The sequence below is a fragment of the Paraburkholderia sp. GAS42 genome, assembly GCF_050436565.1.
In the GTDB taxonomy this organism is placed as follows: domain Bacteria; phylum Pseudomonadota; class Gammaproteobacteria; order Burkholderiales; family Burkholderiaceae; genus Paraburkholderia.
The window spans coordinates 1-18205 of sequence record NZ_JBNDML010000010.1 but is presented as its reverse complement, the minus strand read 5'-3'; the positions used below and the strand labels follow the sequence as shown (position 1 = coordinate 18205).

Here is an 18205-nt window from a genome sequence, read left to right as displayed (position 1 = left end):
GCGGAGATGGACTTTCCCGTCTGGAGCAAAGCGATTTCGGCCAAAGGCACGATCGAGACGACGCTCGGCTCGGTCAACGTGCCGGTGGTCTGCGCGGGCGCGCTCGTGACGCCCGGCGACGTGATAGTTGCCGATCAGGACGGCGTGGTCGTCGTGCCTCGTGCGATGGCGCAGAAGACGCTGGAGAGCGCGAGTGCACGCGAACCCAACGAGACGCAGAAGCGCGCAACACTCGCCTCAGGCGTCCTGGGACTCGACATGTACAAAATGCGCGAGCCGCTGGAAAAGCTCGGACTGCGCTACATCGACTGACCTCGCATCGCCTTTCGATGCAGCGTGTGCGGCGCCACGCACGCGTTGCGCGCGGCGCGCATGAGCCGGCTTCATGAATAGAAGAGGAAACAGCAACATGACTGGCCGACGTACTTTTCTGAAAGAGGCGCTCGTCACCGGCACGGCTGCGTGCTCGTGAAGCCGAACGCCACCAACGCGCAACCTGCTCCCGCCGAAAAGAAAAACGCTGTGGGCAGGCCTTCGGCGGCGCTGGCCGCGTCCGAAACGCTTGCGCCTTCGCTGAACGAAGCGCCCGCCACCGACGCCGCGCAGATTGGCAATCCGGGCTCGGATTTCATGGTCGATCTGCTGAGAATCGCTGGCATCGACTATGTCGCGGCGATGCCGGGCTCGACCTTTCGCGGCATTCACGAATCGATCGTCAACTACGCTGGAGACACGCATCCGCAATTGATCGTGTGCACGCACGAGGAGGCGTCGGCGGCGATTGCGCATGGCTACGCGAAAGTCGCGGGCAAGCCGATGGCGTGTCTCGTCCGTAGCACGGTCGGAGTTCAGCATGCCTCGATGGCGATCTACAACGCGTGGTGCGACCGCGTGCCGATGATGGTGCTGGCGGCAACATCGCCGATGCAGCCAAACGACGCCCCGGCGTGGAGTGGTATCACACGGCACAGGATCTCGGCGCGCTCGTGCGCGACTACACGAAGTGGGACGACTATCCCGTGTCGCTCCAGCACTACGCCGAGTCGTTCATGCGCGCTTACACGATGTCGGTCACACCGCCCATGGAGCCCGTGCTGATCGTCGCGGATGCCGAACTTCAGGAGCAACCGATCGCGGATCCGCGCGACATCCGCGTGCCGCCGCTGCGCGAGCCTTCGCCTCCTGTCGGCAGCCCCGATGCGCTTGCCGCGGCCGCTTCGATGATATGCGGCGCGAAAACGCCGGTCATCGTGGCCGATCGGGCCGTGCGCACGCAGGCGGCGATGGATACGCTGGTCAAGCTTGCCGAGTCGCTCAACGCGCCGGTGATCGATCTGCTCGGGCGCATGAATTTCCCGACCAGCCACTACCTCAATCATTCGTCATTGCAGACGAGCCTGCTTCAACAAGCGGACTAGCGCCGCATCCCATCCAGCTTCCGGCGATGCAAGCTTATGTGCACAACCCTAAAGGCCAGATGCCGATCTTCAGCGAGAAAATCCTCTCGGATGACGACTCCGGCATCATGCCGAAGCTGTTTCCGAAACCGCTGAACGCCGACGATGTGCGCGACGTGGCGCGTTATGTTGCGTCGTTCAGTGCGCGCATGCCGCCCGGCAAGATTTCCGGCGACCGAGGCTCGCTCGCTCCAGCGCTCAAGATGAGCGCGCAAAATGCTCAAAATCGCGCCGAAATGTTATATGATGGGCGTCATGAAAAAGCCGTCAATCAACCGGAAAACCGTCAGTCGTAAAGAAATCACGCACGAGCGTATCGTCGAGGTTGCCGCGCGCGCGATTCGGCGCAGCGGTTACGACGGCACGGGAGTGGCCGACATCATGAAGGAGGCCGGCCTGACGCATGGCGGCTTCTATGCGCACTTTCCATCGCGCGAGGCGCTGCTTGCCGAAGCTGCAGACCGCGCAGGTGCTGAAGCCGTGGCCCTGTCGGAGCATATCGCCGCCTCCGTGCCGCCAGAGCAGGCGTTGCCGTCTATGGTGCGCGCCTATCTGTCGAAGGAGCATTTTGAAGGCATAGAGACTGGCTGCCCGGTCTCCGCCCTCGGCTCGGAGATGCCGCGCCAGGCGCCGGTCGTGCGGCGCGCGGCCACCCGCCGCATCAAGGAGATGATCGATGTCGTTGCGCGCCAGTTGCCCGATTGGGGCCAGCCGGGCGCGCACGAACAGGCACTGATGACGGTTGCCACCATGGTTGGCACCATGGTGCTGGCGCGTGCCGTTGACGATCCCAGGCTGTCGGAAAGTTTTCTTGAAGCCGCATTGAAAAAACTCGCGCCTGCTGATGCGTAAATCCGCCGGACCGGTACCGGTTTCCGCTGGACCCGAAATATGATGATAATCATATTTAAACAGGATGAATACCCGGCCAACCACGTAAAGATATCGCTCGATATCGGAAGGACATCATGGAAACCAGAATAGCGCTCGTTACGGGCGCCTCGTCAGGAATCGGCGAAGCCACGGCAAAGCGGCTTACGAAGGCCGGATACAAGGTCTACGGCACCAGTCGACGCGGTGCACAAGCTGGCCAGCAGACGTTCGAGATGCTGCCGCTTGACGTGACTAGCGAGGAATCAGTCGAAGCTGCCGTCAAGGAAATACTGCGTCTGCAGGGCCGCATCGACCTGCTGGTGAACAACGCTGGCTTCGGCGTCGCCCCTGCCGCCGCAGAAGAGAGCTCGATTGACCAGGCCCGCGCGATCTTCGATACGAACTTCTTCGGGATCATCCGCATGACGCGTGCCGTGTTGCCCCATATGCGGCAACGAGGTAGCGGCCGCATCATCAACATCGGCTCTGTGCTGGGTTTCTTACCCATGCCCTACATGGCGCTGTATTCCGCCACCAAGCACGCGGTCGCAGGGTATTCGGAGTCGCTCGACCATGAGTTGCGCACGATGGGCATCCGGGTATCGGTCATTGAGCCTGCCTATATCAAGACGCCTTTCGACGCGAACTTCATGGCGCCCGACGCCCCCCTCGACGCGTACCGCGAGGTGCGCTCGGCCGTGGATAAGCGAGTGAAGGAGGTGGTCGAGGGCGCTGACGGTCCTGAGGTTGTGGCTGAGACCGTACTGCAGGCCGCCCTCGCGGCTCGCCCGAAGCTCCGCTATGCGGCCGGTGGACTCGCCGGACGTCTGCGATTGCTACGCAGATTTGCGCCTGCGGGCCTGGTAGACGCCGGTATTCGCAAAGATTTGCGGCTCGCAACGTAGACGGCGTTACGGCCCCCTCTCCGTTCAAAGGGCAGACTACAAGGACGTGCCGGCATAGCCGTCGACGTCAACGCATGACTGTGCTGCAACCGATCTGCAGCTCAACATCCGTGCTACTGCCCGTAAAACAACTTAACGCGATGATAAACTGATAAGGAACCCTGATGAAAGCATTCGTCGTCGATCGATATGGACGCAAGAATGACGTACGGGCCGGCGATATGCCGGTCCCGGAGCCGCGTGAGGACGACGTATTGATCCAGATTCACGCCTCCGGCGTAAACCCTCTCGATTCCAAAATCAGAGACGGGGAGTTCAAGCTCATTTTGCCCTATCGTTTGCCATTGATTTTGGGCACCGATCTGGCCGGAGTCGTTGTCCGCGTCGGATCGCGCGTGCGGCGATTCAAGCCGGGCGATGAGGTCTATGCGCGACCGCACAAAGATCGGATCGGTACTTTCGCGGAATTCATCGCGGTCAAGGAAGACGGCGTGGCCCTCAAGCCCACAGCACTCACCATGGAAGAAGCGGCTTCAATCCCGTTGGTGGGTTTGACCGCCTGGCAGGCGCTGATCGAAAAAGGGCAACTGAAGAAAGGGCAAAAAGTACTCATACACGCCGGCTCGGGCGGCGTTGGCACCTTTGCCATTCAGCTGGCGAAGCATGTGGGCGCGACCGTCGCGACGACAGCGAGCGCGGCGAACGCCGAACTGGTGAAGCAACTCGGTGCGGATATCGTCATCGATTACAGGAAAGAAGACTTTGCCGCCGTCCTGAAAGACTGCGACGTGGTACTGGATACGCAGGGCGGAAATACCCTCGAGAAGTCGCTGCGGGTGCTCAAGCCGGGTGGAAAACTCATCGGGATCGCCGGTCCGCCCGATCCCGATTTTGCGAAAGAGATGGGTGCCTCCTGGTTCCTGAAAACGGTGATGCGCCTTTTGAGCCATCGCATCAGAAAAGCGGCGAAACGTCATGACGTCAGCTATTCATTCGTTTTCATGCGTGCCAACGGAGACCAGTTAAGCCAGATCGCCGCGCTCATCGACGCAGGTGCGATAAGGCCCGTGATCGATCGGATCTTCCCTTTTGAATCAACCAGAGAGGCTTTGGCTTACGTCGAAACAGGACGTGCAAAGGGAAAGGTTGTCATCAAGATCCGATAGAAGACGCTTTGCCTGTTTGTTTCCTCGCAGAGGTCGTCCGTTGTCAGCGCGGAGCCGACCTTCAAACGGCACGCAGTCTCGCCCGAGGTCAACTCACGTCGCGTCATTCAGGACATTCTCTTGCGAGAGCGCTTCGATCAAATGATCTGCAGACATCGGACGGCCAAGCAGGAAACCTTGCAGGGAATCGCAACCAAGCCGGGTGAGGAACTCTTGCTGCGCCGCAGTCTCCACGCCCTCCGCGACAATGTTCAAATTGAGCGTCTGGCCCAGTGCCACGATTGCCGAAACAATCGCTGCGTCTTCGGTGTCGCGTGCGAGATCACGGATAAACCCGCGGTCGATTTTCAGTTCGCTGGCCGGTAGTCGCTTGAGATAGAGGAGGCTCGAATAGCCCGTACCAAAATCGTCGATTGAAATACGCACGCCCATGTCGTGAAGCTGCTGCAGGATTCGCAGGCTTGCGTCGGCATCGCGCATCGCCGTCGACTCGGTTACCTCTAGCGTCAGGCAGTGTGGCTCCAGTGCATGACGCACCAGAGCTTCCCGCACCGTTTGAATCAGGCTCGCATGGCCGAATTGCAGCGCCGACAGGTTGACCGCCATGGTCCAGTCACGATGGCCTGCTTTGCGCCACTCACTGATCTGCCGGCAGGCCTCGTTCAGCACCCATTCACCGATCGGCACGATCAACCCGGTTTTCTCCGCCAGAGGGATGAACTGGTCCGGTGTAATGAGCCCGCGAGTCGGATGCGACCAGCGCACCAGCGCTTCTACGCCGATTACCGGTCCGTGGGGTGCGGTGAACTTGGGCTGATATTGGAGAATCAGTTCGCGTCGCTCAAGGGCTAAACGGAGATCCTGCACGAGCTGTAGCTGCTCATGAACGTTGGCATTCATCGACGCTTCGAAGAAGCAGTAGGCATTGCGCCCCAGCGCCTTCGCGTGATACATCGCTGCATCGGCATTGGTCAGCAGGTCGTCCTGACGGACGCCGTCGCCGGGATACATCGCAATACCGATGCTGGTCGAGATGCGCAGCAGGCGGCCGGCCACCTGAAAGGGCTCTTGAATGGCAGTCAGCACCTTGTCGGCGAGGGTCGCCGCATCCGCTGGTTCGGCTACCCCCGCCAGTAGCACGAATTCGTCTCCACCCACCCGGGCGATCGTGTCCTGTGACCGGACGTTCAACCCGATGCGCTGGGCGACCTCGACCAGCAACAGGTCGCCGATGTGATGTCCATAGGCATCGTTGACCGTCTTGAACCCGTCCAGGTCCATGAACATCAGGGCGAAGCGGCTATTTTCGCGATTCGCGCCCTGGATCGCCCGATCGAGCCGGTCTTCCAGCAACACGCGATTAGGGAGTTTGGTGAGGTTATCGTGCAGCGCCAGGTAGGTCAGTTCCTGATTGGCCTCGGCGAGTGAAATCGCCAGCATGGAAGTGCGTGACTCCAGACGCAGATCAAGTACTGAAATGATCAGCGCGATAGCGAGCACCGCCAGCGTGACGATGATGATCACAAGCGCCAGCCATCCGACGTCCCCCCCGTCACGCGCCGCGCCGCACACGCTTCCAGGCGGGAACTGCGCCGCCGCCATCCCCGTGTAATGCATCCCGACAATGGCAAAGCCCATTACGACCGCCGCTCCCGCACGCAACAGCCTAACCAGCGGTGAAAGGCGGCGCAGGTTGAATGCAATCCACAATGCTGCGCCCGAAGCGACGATCGCGATGACGACAGACAAAATGAACAGGGACGGGATATACCGGATTCCGGGAGTCATGCGCATTGCGGCCATGCCCGTATAGTGCATGGCGGCAACCCCGGCGCCCATCAGTACCGCGCCGCCAACCAGACGCGACCATGGAAGCTCGTTCCGACCCACGAGCCACAGCGCGAACGCTGAGGATGCGATCGCGATCAAAAGCGAGAGCGCCGTGATCGCGGGATCGTAGCCAAGCGGAATCGGCAAGCTGAATGCCAGCATGCCGATAAAGTGCATCGACCAGATCCCGATGCCCATCGCGCATGCACCGCCAGCCAGCCACCAGTGGGCTGCACGTCCCTGAGCGCCAGAAATGCGGCCTGCCATGTCCAGCGCGGTATACGAGGCGAGAATCGCCACAAGCAGCGAGAACAGGACAAGCAGGCTGTTGTAGCTGCTGGCAAGCATGGGATACCCCCTGTAGACGTTGATCCGATCTGCCTGGAGTCCTTCCGATTCGCCTTCGCACAACTGCGTCAATGAAAGAAGCGCCTGGTCGTCTTGTATAACGGCCAGGTTTGCATGCAACTTTAGCCGGCGTCTGCAAATGAGCCGAAGCTCGAGCGGCCCGGCTGCGAGAAGCCGGTCGTAAGCTTCGGTCTGGCAACGCGTGATCGAGCCCTGATCGGGACGTCGACCGTAGACATGTTCAAAAGCGGTTCCTGTCTGCCAGGCTCACTTTTGCGGTATGCGGCGTCCGAACCGCCCGACGGAACCACGGTGGGTCCGAGCCGGGCGGAATCTTTCGTCCAGATCAGCGCAAGCCGCCGCTCGCGACAACGTGTTCGCCCGTCATCCAGCGCGCGTCGTCCGATGCAAGAAACACCGCGATCGACGCGATGTCATCCGGCTGACCTAGCCGGCCGAGCGGCGTCTGGCTGAGCGCCCACGCGTCCAGGTCAGACCCGATGATCCCTGCACTGTGGGTACCCTCAGTCACCACCACGCCGGGATTGATTGAATTCACGCGAATTTTCTTCGGACCGAGTTCGCGCGCGAGCACGCCGGTGATCGCGTCGACCGCGCCTTTCGTGCCGCTATAGACGGCGCTTGCCGGCGGCGTAATGCTGGTGACCACCGAACTGACGTTGATGATGCTCGCCCCCTCACCGAGGTGGCGAACGGCGGCCTGCGTGGTGAGCAGCACGCCGAGTACGTTGGTATTGAACTGTTTGTGGAAGTGTTCTTCGGTGATCTCCTCGATTGGCGAGAACTCGTAGACGCCAGAATTGTTGACGAGGATGTCGAGGCGGCCATACGTTTCGATGGCCGCGTTGACGATGCCTTGCGCGTCCGCTGCCTTTGAAACATCACCGCCAACGGCGACCGCCTTGCCGTCGGCCGCGGTAATCGCTGCAACAACCGCATCGGCGCCCGCCTTGCTGCTTGCATAGTTGACGACCACCGAAGCACCCTCTAATGCGAGTGCCCTGGCGATAGCGGCTCCGATACCCTTGGATGCGCCCGTGACGACGGCCACCTTACCTGCGAGCTTGCTCATGATCGTTTCCTTGAAGAGATGTTGTACCGTGGAAATTGACCGGCAGTTCCTTGAACCATTCCGTTGCCAATGCCGCAAATGTAGACATCTCATCAGCCGGGATAAAGCGGCTCAAAGCGAATTGACTGGCAGGATTTGTCGAACAATCGAAGAACAACTGCGGAGCAGCACCGTGACCGCCCCACGAAAAGGGCTCTGCCGGGTACAGCGCCGGAAAGGTCAAACCTAAGAGATCCGCGGGTCAAGGTTCTGGAGCGGCCCCAATATTCCCTGAGTGAACAACCGTCGTCTCGCCAGCGGATCCCGCCCCATTCGGGAACGCATTATCAATTTGCGCCTTCACACGGCTTTTTCGCCAGGCAGCCGGAGGCATTCCGAATTCGCGCTTGAATGCCCGACTAAACGCCGCCTCCGAATCGTAGCCAACCTGCTCCGCTACCGCGATGAGCGACTTGCTCCCGTTCAGGAGTTCTAGCGAAGCGAGCTGCAAGCGCCACCGCGCCAGATACTGCATGGGTGGCTGTCCCAACAGCTCAGTGAACCGTTGCGCTAACGCCGAGCGCGACAATCCCACCTTTTGCGCAAGCTCATCAACAGTCCATGAATGGCCTGGCTGAGCATGAAGCATCGATAGCGCACGTCCAACGAACCGGTCGCGCAACCCCGCCAGCCATCCCTTCCGGTCCGCCGGCAGCGCATCGATACAGCGGCGCACCGCTTCTACAAAGAGCAGTTCCGACAGTCTGGCGAGAACAGTCACACTGCCGGCGCGCACGTGCGCCGCCTCGGCGGCAGCGAATCGAAGTGCCGATTCAAGCCATGCTGATTGCGGATCGCTGCGCATATCGACCTTGAAGATCCTCGGCAGCGAGCACAGCAGAGGATTGCTCAATGTATCGTTGCAGGCCAGAAACCCGCACACGATACACGTGGGCGCTCCACCTCCCCCATAACACAGCTTCATCACCTGGCCTGGTGTCGTCTGTAGCTGACCGGCCAGCAAGGGCCCCGCGAGTCCGGGAGGAAGGTCCAGGGAGCTTCCGAAAATGTGTGCTTCGCCTTGTGGCACCACCAGCAGTTCGCCGGCATTGAGCTGAATAGCCGAGTCAGGATCATTTGCCAGTCGTGCTGAACAACTGCCTTCGGTGATCAGATGGTATGAGATCACGCGTTCTGATCCCGGCAGAAATGCAGCGCAAAGCGCCGCATCCGCCTGGCCAAACAGGCACCACGGCGTGGTGAACTCCGCATCGAGGTAAACGGCACCGCTTAGCCGCACAACCCGAAGGACGTCGGAAAGGGCATCCATGAAAGCATCCGCCAATTGCGGCGTCCTGCACAAGAGATATGGACGCCTGGTCATTCATCGATATGACCAACGCGGAAATACTAGCACCCACATGAACCCGAAACCACACCGGTGTCCATGCGCACGATCACCAGACGAGACTGCGAATGTCTTCGGTAACCGGACTATTGCTCAAAAGGCGTTAGCCAAAAGACGACACTTTCCACGTTCGCGTCGCCACAGGAGATCAATACGACCGTCAGCCGGGGATCTGAACAGAACGGCATGATCGATGCGTAAGTACGGCGGTCGAGCCGTGCAGTTGCCTCTAAACCAACTACCGCCTCGGCCGCCCACTACGGATCAAATTGAGTTACCGGAGTACACCATGTTTGCATACCTTGTTAAGCAGTTGCGCAACCTGCTCGAACGTGCTGAACATAGCCGCCGTGACGCCTACCTCGCGTCGTCAGTCGATCTTTTCGACCTTGAACGCCGCATGCGCTCGATCGAGACTCGCGGCTAGGGAAACGACGAGACCGGCTGGCGGACGCGAAATATCCGCTGCTCTCCTCTTTCACCATGCAAGGCCATCTGCGGGTTCGCGTATCAGCGCGCCGGGTCGTCGAAGTGCAGACTCCAGTCCGTGATGTTCGGCACATTGTCGTCGACCGCTGCAAAGTGCACGACGTCATCGCGGATCTGCGAGAACGCGAGCCCAAACGCACCGCCCTGCAACGGATCCATCGAAAGCTGTGCGACGAACCGGCCTTGCGGCGTGAATTCCACGATCTCGCTCGGCTGTTTCGGGTCGGGATTGATCGCGTCGCCATTTGCCGTGAACAGATCGCCATTCGGTCCGAGCGCCAGTCCGAGAGGGCCGTGCAGATGAGCATGGTCCGCATAGATCACAACACCTTTGCCACCATCGTGTCTGGTGTTTCCGGCGTCGAATACGGCGAAGATGGCATTGTCGACGGTAGAGGCGACGTAGAGTACGTCCCGTCGCGGATCGTATGCAAGTCCGGTCGGGCCTACGACGAGAGCCGCCACGTCGCCGCGAAACGGGTAGCCGGATGCGATCTGTGTCACGCGTTCAATCTGCACGCCGTTTTCGTTGACGGCGACGTCGAGCCGCACCACCGTCCCGTTCAGCACGTTCGACACGAACACCTTCGCCTTGTTGCCTTCATCGAAGATGGTCAGGTCCCACGGGCCGTCAATCTTCGCCATCGCAGGCGTCCACTGCGCGACGAGGTTCCCGTTCCGGTTCAGGACGAGCAGCGAGCCTGCGCTGACCGTCGCCGAAGTGCCATCCGTGGTGGGCACATTGCCGACCAGCACGAAGCCACCCCTGAGCACGCCCAGCGCAGTGCTCAGGCCGAGGCCGGCGCCACCCTGAAAGAACACCACGGGATTGCTGTTGGGCACGATCTTGACGATGGTCGTTCCGGTGCCCTGCTGGTTGGCCTGGTTGTTAAAGTTGGATACCAGGAGGTCGCCAGGAGCGATCGTTCCAAAGCGGGGAAAGCCCTGAGGGACGAATGCGACGCCGTAGGGATTAACGTCTCCGTTAGGCGGGACCGTCGACGATGTCACAAAAGACGGTGGCAGGAGTTGCGTGATGCCACCGTCGGCGCAAGCGGCCTCGGGCAGCGCAAGCGCGAGGCCCGCACCGCATATCGCTGACAACAAAAGACCTTTGAGAGCGGCGCGCGTGCGATGCACGGGGCCGTTGCAAAGTCGGGACGGCAGGAAGCGGATGCTTTCTGCCAGGAATGTGGCGGGTTCCATGAAAGTGGTCTCCAGATGAACCGCAGGGCAAGCGGGTTCAACTCTCGCGGCGCACGCACAAACGCCGGCGCAAGCAGTCGGCCGTCGCCCGGGAGCGAGATGGCGCGATCGGGCGACGCCGGTATTGCTGTCCCGCCTGTCTGACCGAAATCCTGCCGCGACGGTCGCGGCAGACAACTCTTTCATCCTGTTTCGGGCAGTACGCGACACGCCCAGAAGTCATGGCAATACGCGAAGCGCTTCATACGCTTCGCGGAGGCCCCCGAGTCAGTCGGAAAGAGTGCCGAGTAAACGTGCGGACGGACGCAATATTCCGGGAGGACAACCAGAATTACGCCGGACAGTTGTTGCCGTCGAACTGACGCCCGGCGCTCCGCTCACGCGAGTTGCCTCGAACGTACGCCATACGTTGCCCGTCCAAGCCCTGCCTTTCAAATGAACGCGGCGACAGGGAATCCATGTTCCTGACGCCGGGCGTCGGGTCACCGGCAAATGATCGGGCACGCGTTTGCGATAGACTGCCTGTGTCCCTGGAGGGTTTTGTGTGTCCGATCTGAAATCCATGCTGCTGCATTCAAGCGCCGCTTTCACCCTCGTTTGCATGTCGTCGCTGGCGCACGCCGGGACGTCGGCAGACGCAGCCATGGCTACCCATGCGGGCGAGGCTGACATTTCCGCCTCTGGAAGTGCCCTGTCGACACGGCCTTTCGTGGGCGACGACCCGGTTGCTGTCCGGGACGCCCTCGCGAAGCTGAGCATCCATGCCAACTCGCCTTCGTTGAGCGATCGCGTCCGGAACCTGATTCACGTGCCGGCCCACAAGACGCCGCACGATCTCGATCTGGCGAAAGCCCATCTCGACCGCGAACTGGCCTTCGTCGTACCTGCATCCTACGGAATACTGTATCGGTCAACGACGCACCAGTTGACGGTAAACGTCGATCTGTCGGGCGACAACGATCCGGGTGTGATCCTGCTCAGGAAGACGATCACCGGACCACGCGGTCGAGGGCTTGTGGTAGCGCCGGAGGCGAAGGCCAAAGGGTACATCCAGCATATCGATCTGATTGAACTGAAATCCGGCGGCGGGAGCAGGACCAGTGTCAACGGACGCGTGCCACTCTCACAGGCAGCGTTTTCTGAAGCGAATGGAGACTACGCGATTGTGCTGATATGCAGCCTGGCGCCGCCTTACCTGACCGACCGGAGCGATCACACCGATCCCACCAACGAGGAGCCCACCGACATCACCACAAGAACCTCGACGCTGCACGCGAACATCCAGGCCATCTGGCTGGTCAGCCCACAGCGGGGCATCGTGCTCTCGAAGAAGCTGCATCTGTCGAAGTGAGACACCCGTGGCCGGGCCGCCAAGGGGACCTGACAGCTACCCGATGTTCAAGCCCGTTTGTCGAGCCAGGCATCAACCAGTGCGACCAGTCGCTCGCGTCCGAAGCTCTCATCGTGTCCAGCGTGCACGACCTGCACAGGCAATTCGCGCAAGCGCTTCATCGTACGCACATACGTGGGGATGTCGGCGCCGTCGATCTCGTCCAGCAGCGGGCCATCGTAGATCGCATCGCCGGAGAACAGTGTGCCGGATGCCGCTTCCCACAGGCCGATGCTGCCCGGTGAGTGGCCTGGCAGATGCAGCACCTCGAAATGCCGGTTGCCAAGATCGACGACATTCCCCTCCTTGACGATTTCCGTGACCGTCGCGGCACGTACGCGATAGTCGGACATCACGTAATCGGCGCTGGGAAGGGCGGTAATCAGATCGCCGTCGAACGGGTAGCCCGCATCGCGGTACCGTCGTATCGCGTCCTCACCCAGTACAGACGCCAGCAACGTTCCGCGCCCGCGCGGCGAGCGCAGATTGTCGGCTTCCAGTTCGTGAACCAGTGTGTGAGCGAACTCATGATGTCCGCCGATGTGATCCGAATGCGTGTGCGTCGCGACGGCCGTGACGTCCTTCTGAAGAAGATGTCGCGCAGCGTCGCGCAAACTGGCAATGCCCATGCCAGTGTCGATCATCAGGTCGCGGTCGCGGCCGCGCACGTGCCAGATATTGCAGCGCATCAGCGGCACGACATGCGGTTCCCATAGCAGGGTGATGTCGTCACTGATGCGTTTAAGTTCGAACCATCGGTCCGCAATCGGCAAGGGGGTCATCAGGCGCTGCTCCCATTGGGGGTATGTGTCGCTACTTTGACACATCCTGCAGCGTTCGAAATTACCCCGGTCAGTAGTACGGATACGGCGCGTACATGACCGGCGGCGCAACGTACCTGGGTGGCGGCGACATATACACCGGCTGCGGCGCCATATACACCGGTCGCGGCGCGTAAACCGGCATCTGCGGCTGCGAGATCGTGTTGCCCTTCGAGACCATGCACTGCGCGTAGGCGGCGTCGTATCGCGCCTGCAGGCCTGCGGCGGAATACTGGGCTCCGTTCGCGCCAGCGGCGCCGCCAATCAAGAGCCCGCTGCCCGCACCGATCGCAGCTCCTGCTCCGGCATTGCCCGCCGCCGCACCGAATAACGCGCCAACCGCAGCGCCGCCCAATGTACCGACAGCGGCGCTACCGACGCTGTTCGAAGTTGCACTTTGTGACGCGCCGGCCGCATCGCTGGACTGGAACGCGTAGTTGCGACACGCGTAATCATCCTGCTGGAACTGGTTGAGCGACTCGCCGCTGCGGGGCAGCGCGACGATGCTCGGGCCGCTCGGCGGCACCACCGCGCAGCCGCCGAGGGTCAGTGCGACAAGGGCCGCCGGTATCACGGCGCGAAACAGTTTCGATCGGTAAATCATGATGGCGCAAGTCGAGTGACGTATTAACCACTACGTTAGGCCAATCGCTGCAATTTGTGGTTACTGGATCGTTACTGAAAGTTTTTTTGCTTACATTTGCGCTGCACACAGCGAGCGCCTTGCCCTCGCCTCGCCTGTTGTTCATTCCAGTATTTTCCGGTACTGGACAAATCCTGACCGGTCCGCGATGCGGTCGTACAGCTGCATCGCATCAAGATTGGTTTCGTGGGTGAGCCACCACACACGCGAACATTGCGCCTCGTTGGCCCTGGCGTAGACTTCCTCGATCAATTTTCGTCCGATCCCGGCGCCCCGTACGTCGTTTTCCACAAAAAGGTCCTGCAGGTAGCAGTAGTCGCCGACGGTCCAGCAGGACCGGTGCATGATCCAGTGCACCATCCCGACAGCCCGGCCGTTCAACACGGCCAGCGCGCCGAACACCGGCTCCACGGGATCGAGGATTCTGTCCCATGTGAGCTTTGTCGTCCCGGCGGGAATACTGGTTTTATAGAAATCCTGATAGCCGCGCCACAGCGGCAGCCACGCATCAAAGTCTTCCGGCGACAGCAGTTTGATCTGTGTAGTTTCTGTGGATGTCATGCGGCGTATTTCCTGTCGTTTGATCCCTGCGTGGGGGTGCAGGCGTGTATCAGGTTACGCGTTTCGTGGATCCTGAATAAGTACCACCAAAAGCAATTTTCATGGTGCCACGATTTTCTGGTTCGACTGTCCGGCATGCGGCCAGCCAGTCACGCTCGCCTCCGACATTGCCGGGCCGTTGCCCCATGTCGAACACCTCGTCGCTTCGACGTAGGGGTCGCTACTGCGGACTACCTATGAGCAGGAGCGGCGCCCGTCGAGTATTTCCGGGCGCCGGTTGCTGCTGGCGGCTACTACTTGCCGATGCTGATGAGTTCGACTTCGAACGTCAGATCGCTGTTCGGCGGGATCGCACCAACGCCGCGTTCGCCATAAGCCGTTGCCGACGGGCACGTCAGCTTTGCCTTTTCACCGACCTTCATTTTCTGCACGCCTTCAGTCCAGCACGGAATCACGCGGTTGAGCGGAAAGCTTGCCGGGCCGCCGTGTTTGGCCGAGTTATCGAACTCGGTGCCGTTCGCAAGCGTGCCGCGATAGTTGACCGTGACGACGTCAGTTGCTTGTGGCTGCGCGCCGTTCCCGGCACTCAGGTGCTCAACGACAACGCCCGAAGGCAACTTTTCGATTGTGGCAGCCATTGCGGGTGTGGCGACAAAAGCCGTCGAAGCGATAACGGCAGCGGCGAGCGTGACAACGATTGATTTCAAATGAACCTCCAGTTAAATGCGTCGCTATTGTAAAAGACGCCGCCCAGTCTTCATCTGAACGGACGTGGCCGCCTGCGTTTGCATGGCGGGCGGGCATGTACAGATGCCAGCAAACTGATTCCGGGGGGACAGTGTAGAGGATCGCGACTCGCCTCCGGCAAATCAGCGATCAGTCGCACGCAGTCCACATGACAAAAGAGGATGCATGAAATTACACGCATGCTATCGATTACACGAAGTTAATCGCCCAGATAATGCCCCGTTAGGGCCCGGGCGGTCGCACAAAACGCTGCCATGACTGCGTCCGATGGCAGCAGTGCGGAAACCAGCGTAGTGAAGAGCCACACGGCACCTGGGAATTCGGGTGCTTATGGCAGCTTTATAAAGTCAGACGCAGCGGTCGTTGCGCTGGTTTCAACAACACGCCCTTCCTCCATCGCTGGCGTAATCGACGAAACAGCAGCTCGCTGGTCAGGCATGCCCAACGCCAGGGCAATCGAGCGATCGCCATATGCGATCGTCATTCTCGCCGATCAGGACGCGCGAAAAGGCGGCACCACACGCGACGCACCGGTAGTGCTCCACCGCCGTTTCGCCGCAAAGCGCGCCGACACCCAGCAGGGCGAGCCCCTGGCGCCATCCCACCGCGGACGGTGAACCACTCAGGCCCAGACACGAGTCACAAGGTGGCATGACAGGCTCCTTCCGTTCTCTACTCAACCAGCTTAGGCGCTAACGTGCTGCGACGCAACAATCGCCTGGGCAAATGTTGCGTTCTGGGCCAGAACTGAACGCGAGAGCCGGTTAGCTGAGAGCGCTCCAGCGAGCCCGGCTTCGCTGCGAGCGCTTCATGTCAGCTGTTATGCAACCCTGGCACCGGATAGCGTCTGCTTCCGCAGACGCTGGTAGTCCAGCTTGTCGACGGGCGTCGCACCGCGCACACCCAGATCGTTCAGATGAATCCGGTACGTTTCCCGCACGCTATACGCCGCAATCGCCGAGATAATCGTGATACCGAACGTGATTGCGCCAATCGTCACCGGAACGTTGGTCGAGCCTGGAGGCGCTACCGTTGCGAAGAGTGCCGGCAGCAGCGCAGTGATCGTGGTTCCGATGTTCTGGGAAATCGCCATTGCAGAAACCCGGGAACGCGTGGGGAACAACTCGGGATAAAAGCTCGGGAAAATCGCGTTGTAACCCTGGTAGATCACGCCCCACATGAACATCGACATCACGATCGCGAGCGGCACGCTGTGAATGCTGATGGCGTACAGGTACCCGAACGACAACAGCCCTGAACCGAGCGCGCCGCCGATGATGAGCGGCCGCCGTCCGATCCTGTCCGACAGGTTGCCGGCAAACGGAATCACGAGCACGGCCACGATGTTGCCCAGCACCGGGATCCACAGGTAGACGCTCTTGTGAAAGCCGATCCCGTATGAAGGCTGAACCGCGTAGGCCGCGCCGAAGATCGTGGTGACCACCGGAATGACGTTCATCAAGGCACAGCACACAACGACGAGCATCTCTTTCCAGTTGAACCTGAATGCTTCGACGATCGGCGAACGCGGCGCGGCGCCTTCAGTCGCGAAGGCCGGCGTTTCCTTGACCTCGCGACGAATGATGTAGCCCGCAATCAGAACCACGGCGCTCAGCAGGAACGGAATGCGCCAGCCCCATGCGTTGAACGCGTCTTCGGGCATGTAATGCGCGAGTGGCAGGAACACAGCCGCAGCGAGGATCTGCCCTGCCTGCACGCCCTGGAGCGTAAAGCTCGCGTAGTACCCGCGCCGCCCGAATGGAGCGTGTTCGAGAATCATCGAACTGGCGCCGGAAATCTCGCCTGCCACCGCGAAGCCCTGAATCAGGCGCAACACAACCAGGAGCACCGGCGCGAGCATGCCGACCTGGTGGTACGTCGGCAGCAGGCCGACGGCCATCGTCGAAAAGCCCATCATGAACATACACACGAGTAGCACGTTCTTGCGGCCTTTCGTATCGCCCCAGTGCCCGAGAAAGAAGGCGCCGATCGGCCGCGCGACGTATCCAACGCCATACGTCGCGAGCGATGCCACGATCGCGATCTTCGGATTCCCCGACGGGAAAAACAGCTGCGGGAAAATCAGCGATGCCGCAGTCGCATAGATAAAGAAGTCGTAGTACTCGAGCGCGGAGCCTATCCAGCCGCTCGCGGTCGCCTTCCTTGTCTGGTGTGTGCCCTGTGGTTCGTGTTCGGTCAGGCTGCTAGCCATGTGAGTCTCCGATATTGATATTTAACCTTCTGACGCCTGCAGAGGAATGTCGGGAAATTACGCTTTCGCCTGATACAGGACAACGTCGGTCAGCATAAAATGGGCGCTATTCGCGCACGTTGCGCGAATAGCGCCCTCAAATCGGGTTTCTACGGAGTGGGACAGTGAACGACAAGGATCGAATTGCCGGGGCGACGAAGGCGCTGGCCGTCATCGAAGCATTCGACAAAGATCATCCGCGTATGAATCCGGCGAACGTCGCGGAGTTGACAGGGCTGACCCGCACTGCTGCGCGTCGCTACCTGCTGACCCTCGCCGAGGCGGGCTACGCGGAGACGGACGGGCGCCTGTTCTGGCTGGCGCCTCGTGTGCTGCGTGCCGGCACGGCTTATTTCGCGTCGGCGCGTCTGCCGCGGATCGCGCAGCCGTTCTTGCAGCGCATCACCGCCGCCGTGCAGGAAAGTGCGCTGCTGGCCGTGCTCGATGGCGACGATGTCGTGTATATCGCGCGTAACGGCGCGGATCGGGTGACAACCGTAGGCTTCGTGCTCGGCTCACGCGTGGCCGCGCCGCTTTCGTCGGCGGGCATGATCGTGCTCGCGTATCAGCCGCCCGAACGTGTGGCCGCTTTCCTCGCGCGGTACGAGCCCAAGGTGTTCACCCCTCTCACGATCGTCGACAAGGCGCGTCTGCGGACCGGGATCGAGCAGGTGCTTCAATGCGGTTACGCGTTGTCGGAGCAGCAACTCGAAGTGGGTATGCGAGGCGTAGCCGTGCCGCTGCGGAACCACAACGGCGTTGTGATCGGAGCCATCAGCGTCAGCATGCCGATGGGGCAGGAGTCGGGAAGCGCAGCGTTGGCCCGCGTGTTGCCTGCGTTGCAGGAAACCGCGAGCCTGTTGCGCGGCGTTGTTTGAGAACGTCTGACGGGTTGAGGTATGTGTTCGTCAGCGTCATTCAAGTTTAGAACTGGTCTGCGCTGAGCCCCAGCACACCCTCACCGCCCTTCGCCGTCACGATCGACGCTTCCAGCGCCGATGCCAGCGGCAGCACATGCTCGGCAAAGAACTGCGCGGT

The 18205-nt window shown here is 60.8% G+C and carries 19 protein-coding genes and 2 pseudogenes; 10 read left to right on the top strand and 11 right to left on the bottom strand.

The window, feature by feature from the left end:
* Window positions 1–3 precede the first annotated feature (3 nt).
* Window positions 4–312 (top strand): annotated as a pseudogene (locus P3T16_RS16255) (4-carboxy-4-hydroxy-2-oxoadipate aldolase/oxaloacetate decarboxylase); the annotation flags it as partial.
* A gap of 134 nt (window positions 313–446) precedes the next feature.
* Here the strand turns inward: P3T16_RS16255 and P3T16_RS16250 are convergent.
* Window positions 447–632, bottom strand: coding sequence for a hypothetical protein (locus tag P3T16_RS16250; protein WP_429343038.1), 186 nt, complete (start codon window positions 630–632; stop codon window positions 447–449).
* Between P3T16_RS16250 and P3T16_RS16245 the strand changes: the two are divergent.
* The 6 genes and pseudogenes from P3T16_RS16245 to P3T16_RS16220 all read left to right on the top strand — a co-directional run.
* Window positions 631–870 (top strand): annotated as a pseudogene (locus P3T16_RS16245) (thiamine pyrophosphate-binding protein); the annotation flags it as partial. The gene P3T16_RS16250 and the pseudogene P3T16_RS16245 overlap by 2 nt on opposite strands.
* Before the next feature lie 8 nt (window positions 871–878).
* On the top strand, window positions 879–1418 hold the full coding sequence (locus P3T16_RS16240) for a hypothetical protein (protein WP_429343037.1): 540 nt from the start codon (window positions 879–881) through the stop codon (window positions 1416–1418).
* Window positions 1419–1444: 26 nt separating this feature from the next.
* On the top strand, window positions 1445–1753 hold the full coding sequence (locus P3T16_RS16235; RefSeq protein ID WP_429343036.1) for a hypothetical protein: 309 nt from the start codon (window positions 1445–1447) through the stop codon (window positions 1751–1753).
* A complete protein-coding gene (locus P3T16_RS16230; RefSeq protein ID WP_429343035.1) occupies window positions 1701–2309 on the top strand; it encodes a TetR/AcrR family transcriptional regulator in 609 nt (202 codons plus the stop codon). Before P3T16_RS16235 ends, P3T16_RS16230 begins: the two co-directional genes overlap by 53 nt.
* Window positions 2310–2425: 116 nt before the next feature.
* Window positions 2426–3235: an oxidoreductase gene (locus tag P3T16_RS16225; RefSeq protein ID WP_429343034.1), complete on the top strand. Its 810-nt coding sequence runs from the start codon at window positions 2426–2428 to the stop codon at window positions 3233–3235.
* 164 nt (window positions 3236–3399) lie between these two features.
* Window positions 3400–4401, top strand: a complete 1002-nt coding sequence (locus P3T16_RS16220) for an NADP-dependent oxidoreductase (protein WP_429343033.1) — start codon at window positions 3400–3402, stop codon at window positions 4399–4401.
* A gap of 93 nt (window positions 4402–4494) precedes the next feature.
* Here P3T16_RS16220 and P3T16_RS16215 read toward each other — a convergent pair whose 3' ends face one another.
* The 4 genes from P3T16_RS16215 to P3T16_RS16200 form a co-directional block, all read right to left on the bottom strand.
* On the bottom strand, window positions 4495–6579 hold the full coding sequence (locus tag P3T16_RS16215; RefSeq protein WP_429343032.1) for a putative bifunctional diguanylate cyclase/phosphodiesterase: 2085 nt from the start codon (window positions 6577–6579) through the stop codon (window positions 4495–4497).
* A gap of 346 nt (window positions 6580–6925) precedes the next feature.
* Complete coding sequence (locus P3T16_RS16210; RefSeq protein ID WP_429260381.1) at window positions 6926–7672, bottom strand: glucose 1-dehydrogenase; 747 nt, start codon at window positions 7670–7672, stop codon at window positions 6926–6928.
* Window positions 7653–7895: a hypothetical protein gene (locus P3T16_RS16205; RefSeq protein WP_429343031.1), complete on the bottom strand. Its 243-nt coding sequence runs from the start codon at window positions 7893–7895 to the stop codon at window positions 7653–7655. Before P3T16_RS16205 ends, P3T16_RS16210 begins: the two co-directional genes overlap by 20 nt.
* A gap of 18 nt (window positions 7896–7913) precedes the next feature.
* Window positions 7914–8981 carry an AraC family transcriptional regulator gene (locus P3T16_RS16200; RefSeq protein ID WP_429343030.1) on the bottom strand — a complete coding sequence of 356 codons (1068 nt, stop codon included), beginning with the start codon at window positions 8979–8981 and terminating at the stop codon, window positions 7914–7916.
* Between the two features lie 367 nt (window positions 8982–9348).
* On the opposite strand from P3T16_RS16200, the gene P3T16_RS16195 reads away from it, so the two are divergent.
* Window positions 9349–9486 (top strand): DUF3563 family protein, encoded by a 138-nt coding sequence (locus P3T16_RS16195; RefSeq protein WP_429343029.1) that lies wholly within the window; start codon window positions 9349–9351, stop codon window positions 9484–9486.
* Between the two features lie 83 nt (window positions 9487–9569).
* Here P3T16_RS16195 and P3T16_RS16190 read toward each other — a convergent pair whose 3' ends face one another.
* Complete coding sequence (locus P3T16_RS16190; RefSeq protein ID WP_429343028.1) at window positions 9570–10754, bottom strand: hypothetical protein; 1185 nt, start codon at window positions 10752–10754, stop codon at window positions 9570–9572.
* A gap of 544 nt (window positions 10755–11298) precedes the next feature.
* On the opposite strand from P3T16_RS16190, the gene P3T16_RS16185 reads away from it, so the two are divergent.
* Window positions 11299–12105, top strand: coding sequence for a hypothetical protein (locus tag P3T16_RS16185; RefSeq protein ID WP_429343027.1), 807 nt, complete (start codon window positions 11299–11301; stop codon window positions 12103–12105).
* Window positions 12106–12152: 47 nt separating this feature from the next.
* Here the strand turns inward: P3T16_RS16185 and P3T16_RS16180 are convergent, their stop codons facing one another.
* From P3T16_RS16180 to P3T16_RS16160, 5 genes are all read right to left on the bottom strand, one after another.
* The gene (locus tag P3T16_RS16180; protein WP_429260386.1) at window positions 12153–12926 is read right to left on the bottom strand and encodes an MBL fold metallo-hydrolase; all 774 of its coding nucleotides are present in this window, start codon (window positions 12924–12926) and stop codon (window positions 12153–12155) included.
* A 70-nt stretch (window positions 12927–12996) separates the two neighbouring features.
* Window positions 12997–13569 (bottom strand): glycine zipper family protein, encoded by a 573-nt coding sequence (locus P3T16_RS16175; protein WP_429343026.1) that lies wholly within the window; start codon window positions 13567–13569, stop codon window positions 12997–12999.
* Window positions 13570–13710: 141 nt separating this feature from the next.
* Window positions 13711–14169 (bottom strand): GNAT family N-acetyltransferase, encoded by a 459-nt coding sequence (locus P3T16_RS16170; protein ID WP_429343025.1) that lies wholly within the window; start codon window positions 14167–14169, stop codon window positions 13711–13713.
* Window positions 14170–14462: 293 nt separating this feature from the next.
* On the bottom strand, window positions 14463–14876 hold the full coding sequence (locus P3T16_RS16165) for an FKBP-type peptidyl-prolyl cis-trans isomerase (RefSeq protein ID WP_429343024.1): 414 nt from the start codon (window positions 14874–14876) through the stop codon (window positions 14463–14465).
* 860 nt (window positions 14877–15736) lie between these two features.
* On the bottom strand, window positions 15737–17128 hold the full coding sequence (locus P3T16_RS16160) for an MFS transporter (protein WP_429343023.1): 1392 nt from the start codon (window positions 17126–17128) through the stop codon (window positions 15737–15739).
* 164 nt (window positions 17129–17292) lie between these two features.
* On the opposite strand from P3T16_RS16160, the gene P3T16_RS16155 reads away from it, so the two are divergent.
* On the top strand, window positions 17293–18045 hold the full coding sequence (locus P3T16_RS16155) for an IclR family transcriptional regulator domain-containing protein (protein WP_429260391.1): 753 nt from the start codon (window positions 17293–17295) through the stop codon (window positions 18043–18045).
* Window positions 18046–18205: the final 160 nt, after the last annotated feature.

Coding starts and splice junctions, on each gene's coding strand:
- P3T16_RS16250 (WP_429343038.1), bottom strand. CDS start 632: ATGAAATCCGAGCCCGGATTGCCAATCTGCGCGGCGTCGGTGGCGGGC.
- P3T16_RS16235 (WP_429343036.1), top strand. CDS start 1,445: ATGCAAGCTTATGTGCACAACCCTAAAGGCCAGATGCCGATCTTCAGC.
- P3T16_RS16230 (WP_429343035.1), top strand. CDS start 1,701: ATGATGGGCGTCATGAAAAAGCCGTCAATCAACCGGAAAACCGTCAGT.
- P3T16_RS16225 (WP_429343034.1), top strand. CDS start 2,426: ATGGAAACCAGAATAGCGCTCGTTACGGGCGCCTCGTCAGGAATCGGC.
- P3T16_RS16220 (WP_429343033.1), top strand. CDS start 3,400: ATGAAAGCATTCGTCGTCGATCGATATGGACGCAAGAATGACGTACGG.
- P3T16_RS16215 (WP_429343032.1), bottom strand. CDS start 6,579: ATGCTTGCCAGCAGCTACAACAGCCTGCTTGTCCTGTTCTCGCTGCTT.
- P3T16_RS16210 (WP_429260381.1), bottom strand. CDS start 7,672: ATGAGCAAGCTCGCAGGTAAGGTGGCCGTCGTCACGGGCGCATCCAAG.
- P3T16_RS16200 (WP_429343030.1), bottom strand. CDS start 8,981: ATGGATGCCCTTTCCGACGTCCTTCGGGTTGTGCGGCTAAGCGGTGCC.
- P3T16_RS16195 (WP_429343029.1), top strand. CDS start 9,349: ATGTTTGCATACCTTGTTAAGCAGTTGCGCAACCTGCTCGAACGTGCT.
- P3T16_RS16190 (WP_429343028.1), bottom strand. CDS start 10,754: ATGGAACCCGCCACATTCCTGGCAGAAAGCATCCGCTTCCTGCCGTCC.
- P3T16_RS16180 (WP_429260386.1), bottom strand. CDS start 12,926: ATGACCCCCTTGCCGATTGCGGACCGATGGTTCGAACTTAAACGCATC.
- P3T16_RS16175 (WP_429343026.1), bottom strand. CDS start 13,569: ATGATTTACCGATCGAAACTGTTTCGCGCCGTGATACCGGCGGCCCTT.
- P3T16_RS16170 (WP_429343025.1), bottom strand. CDS start 14,169: ATGACATCCACAGAAACTACACAGATCAAACTGCTGTCGCCGGAAGAC.
- P3T16_RS16160 (WP_429343023.1), bottom strand. CDS start 17,128: ATGGCTAGCAGCCTGACCGAACACGAACCACAGGGCACACACCAGACA.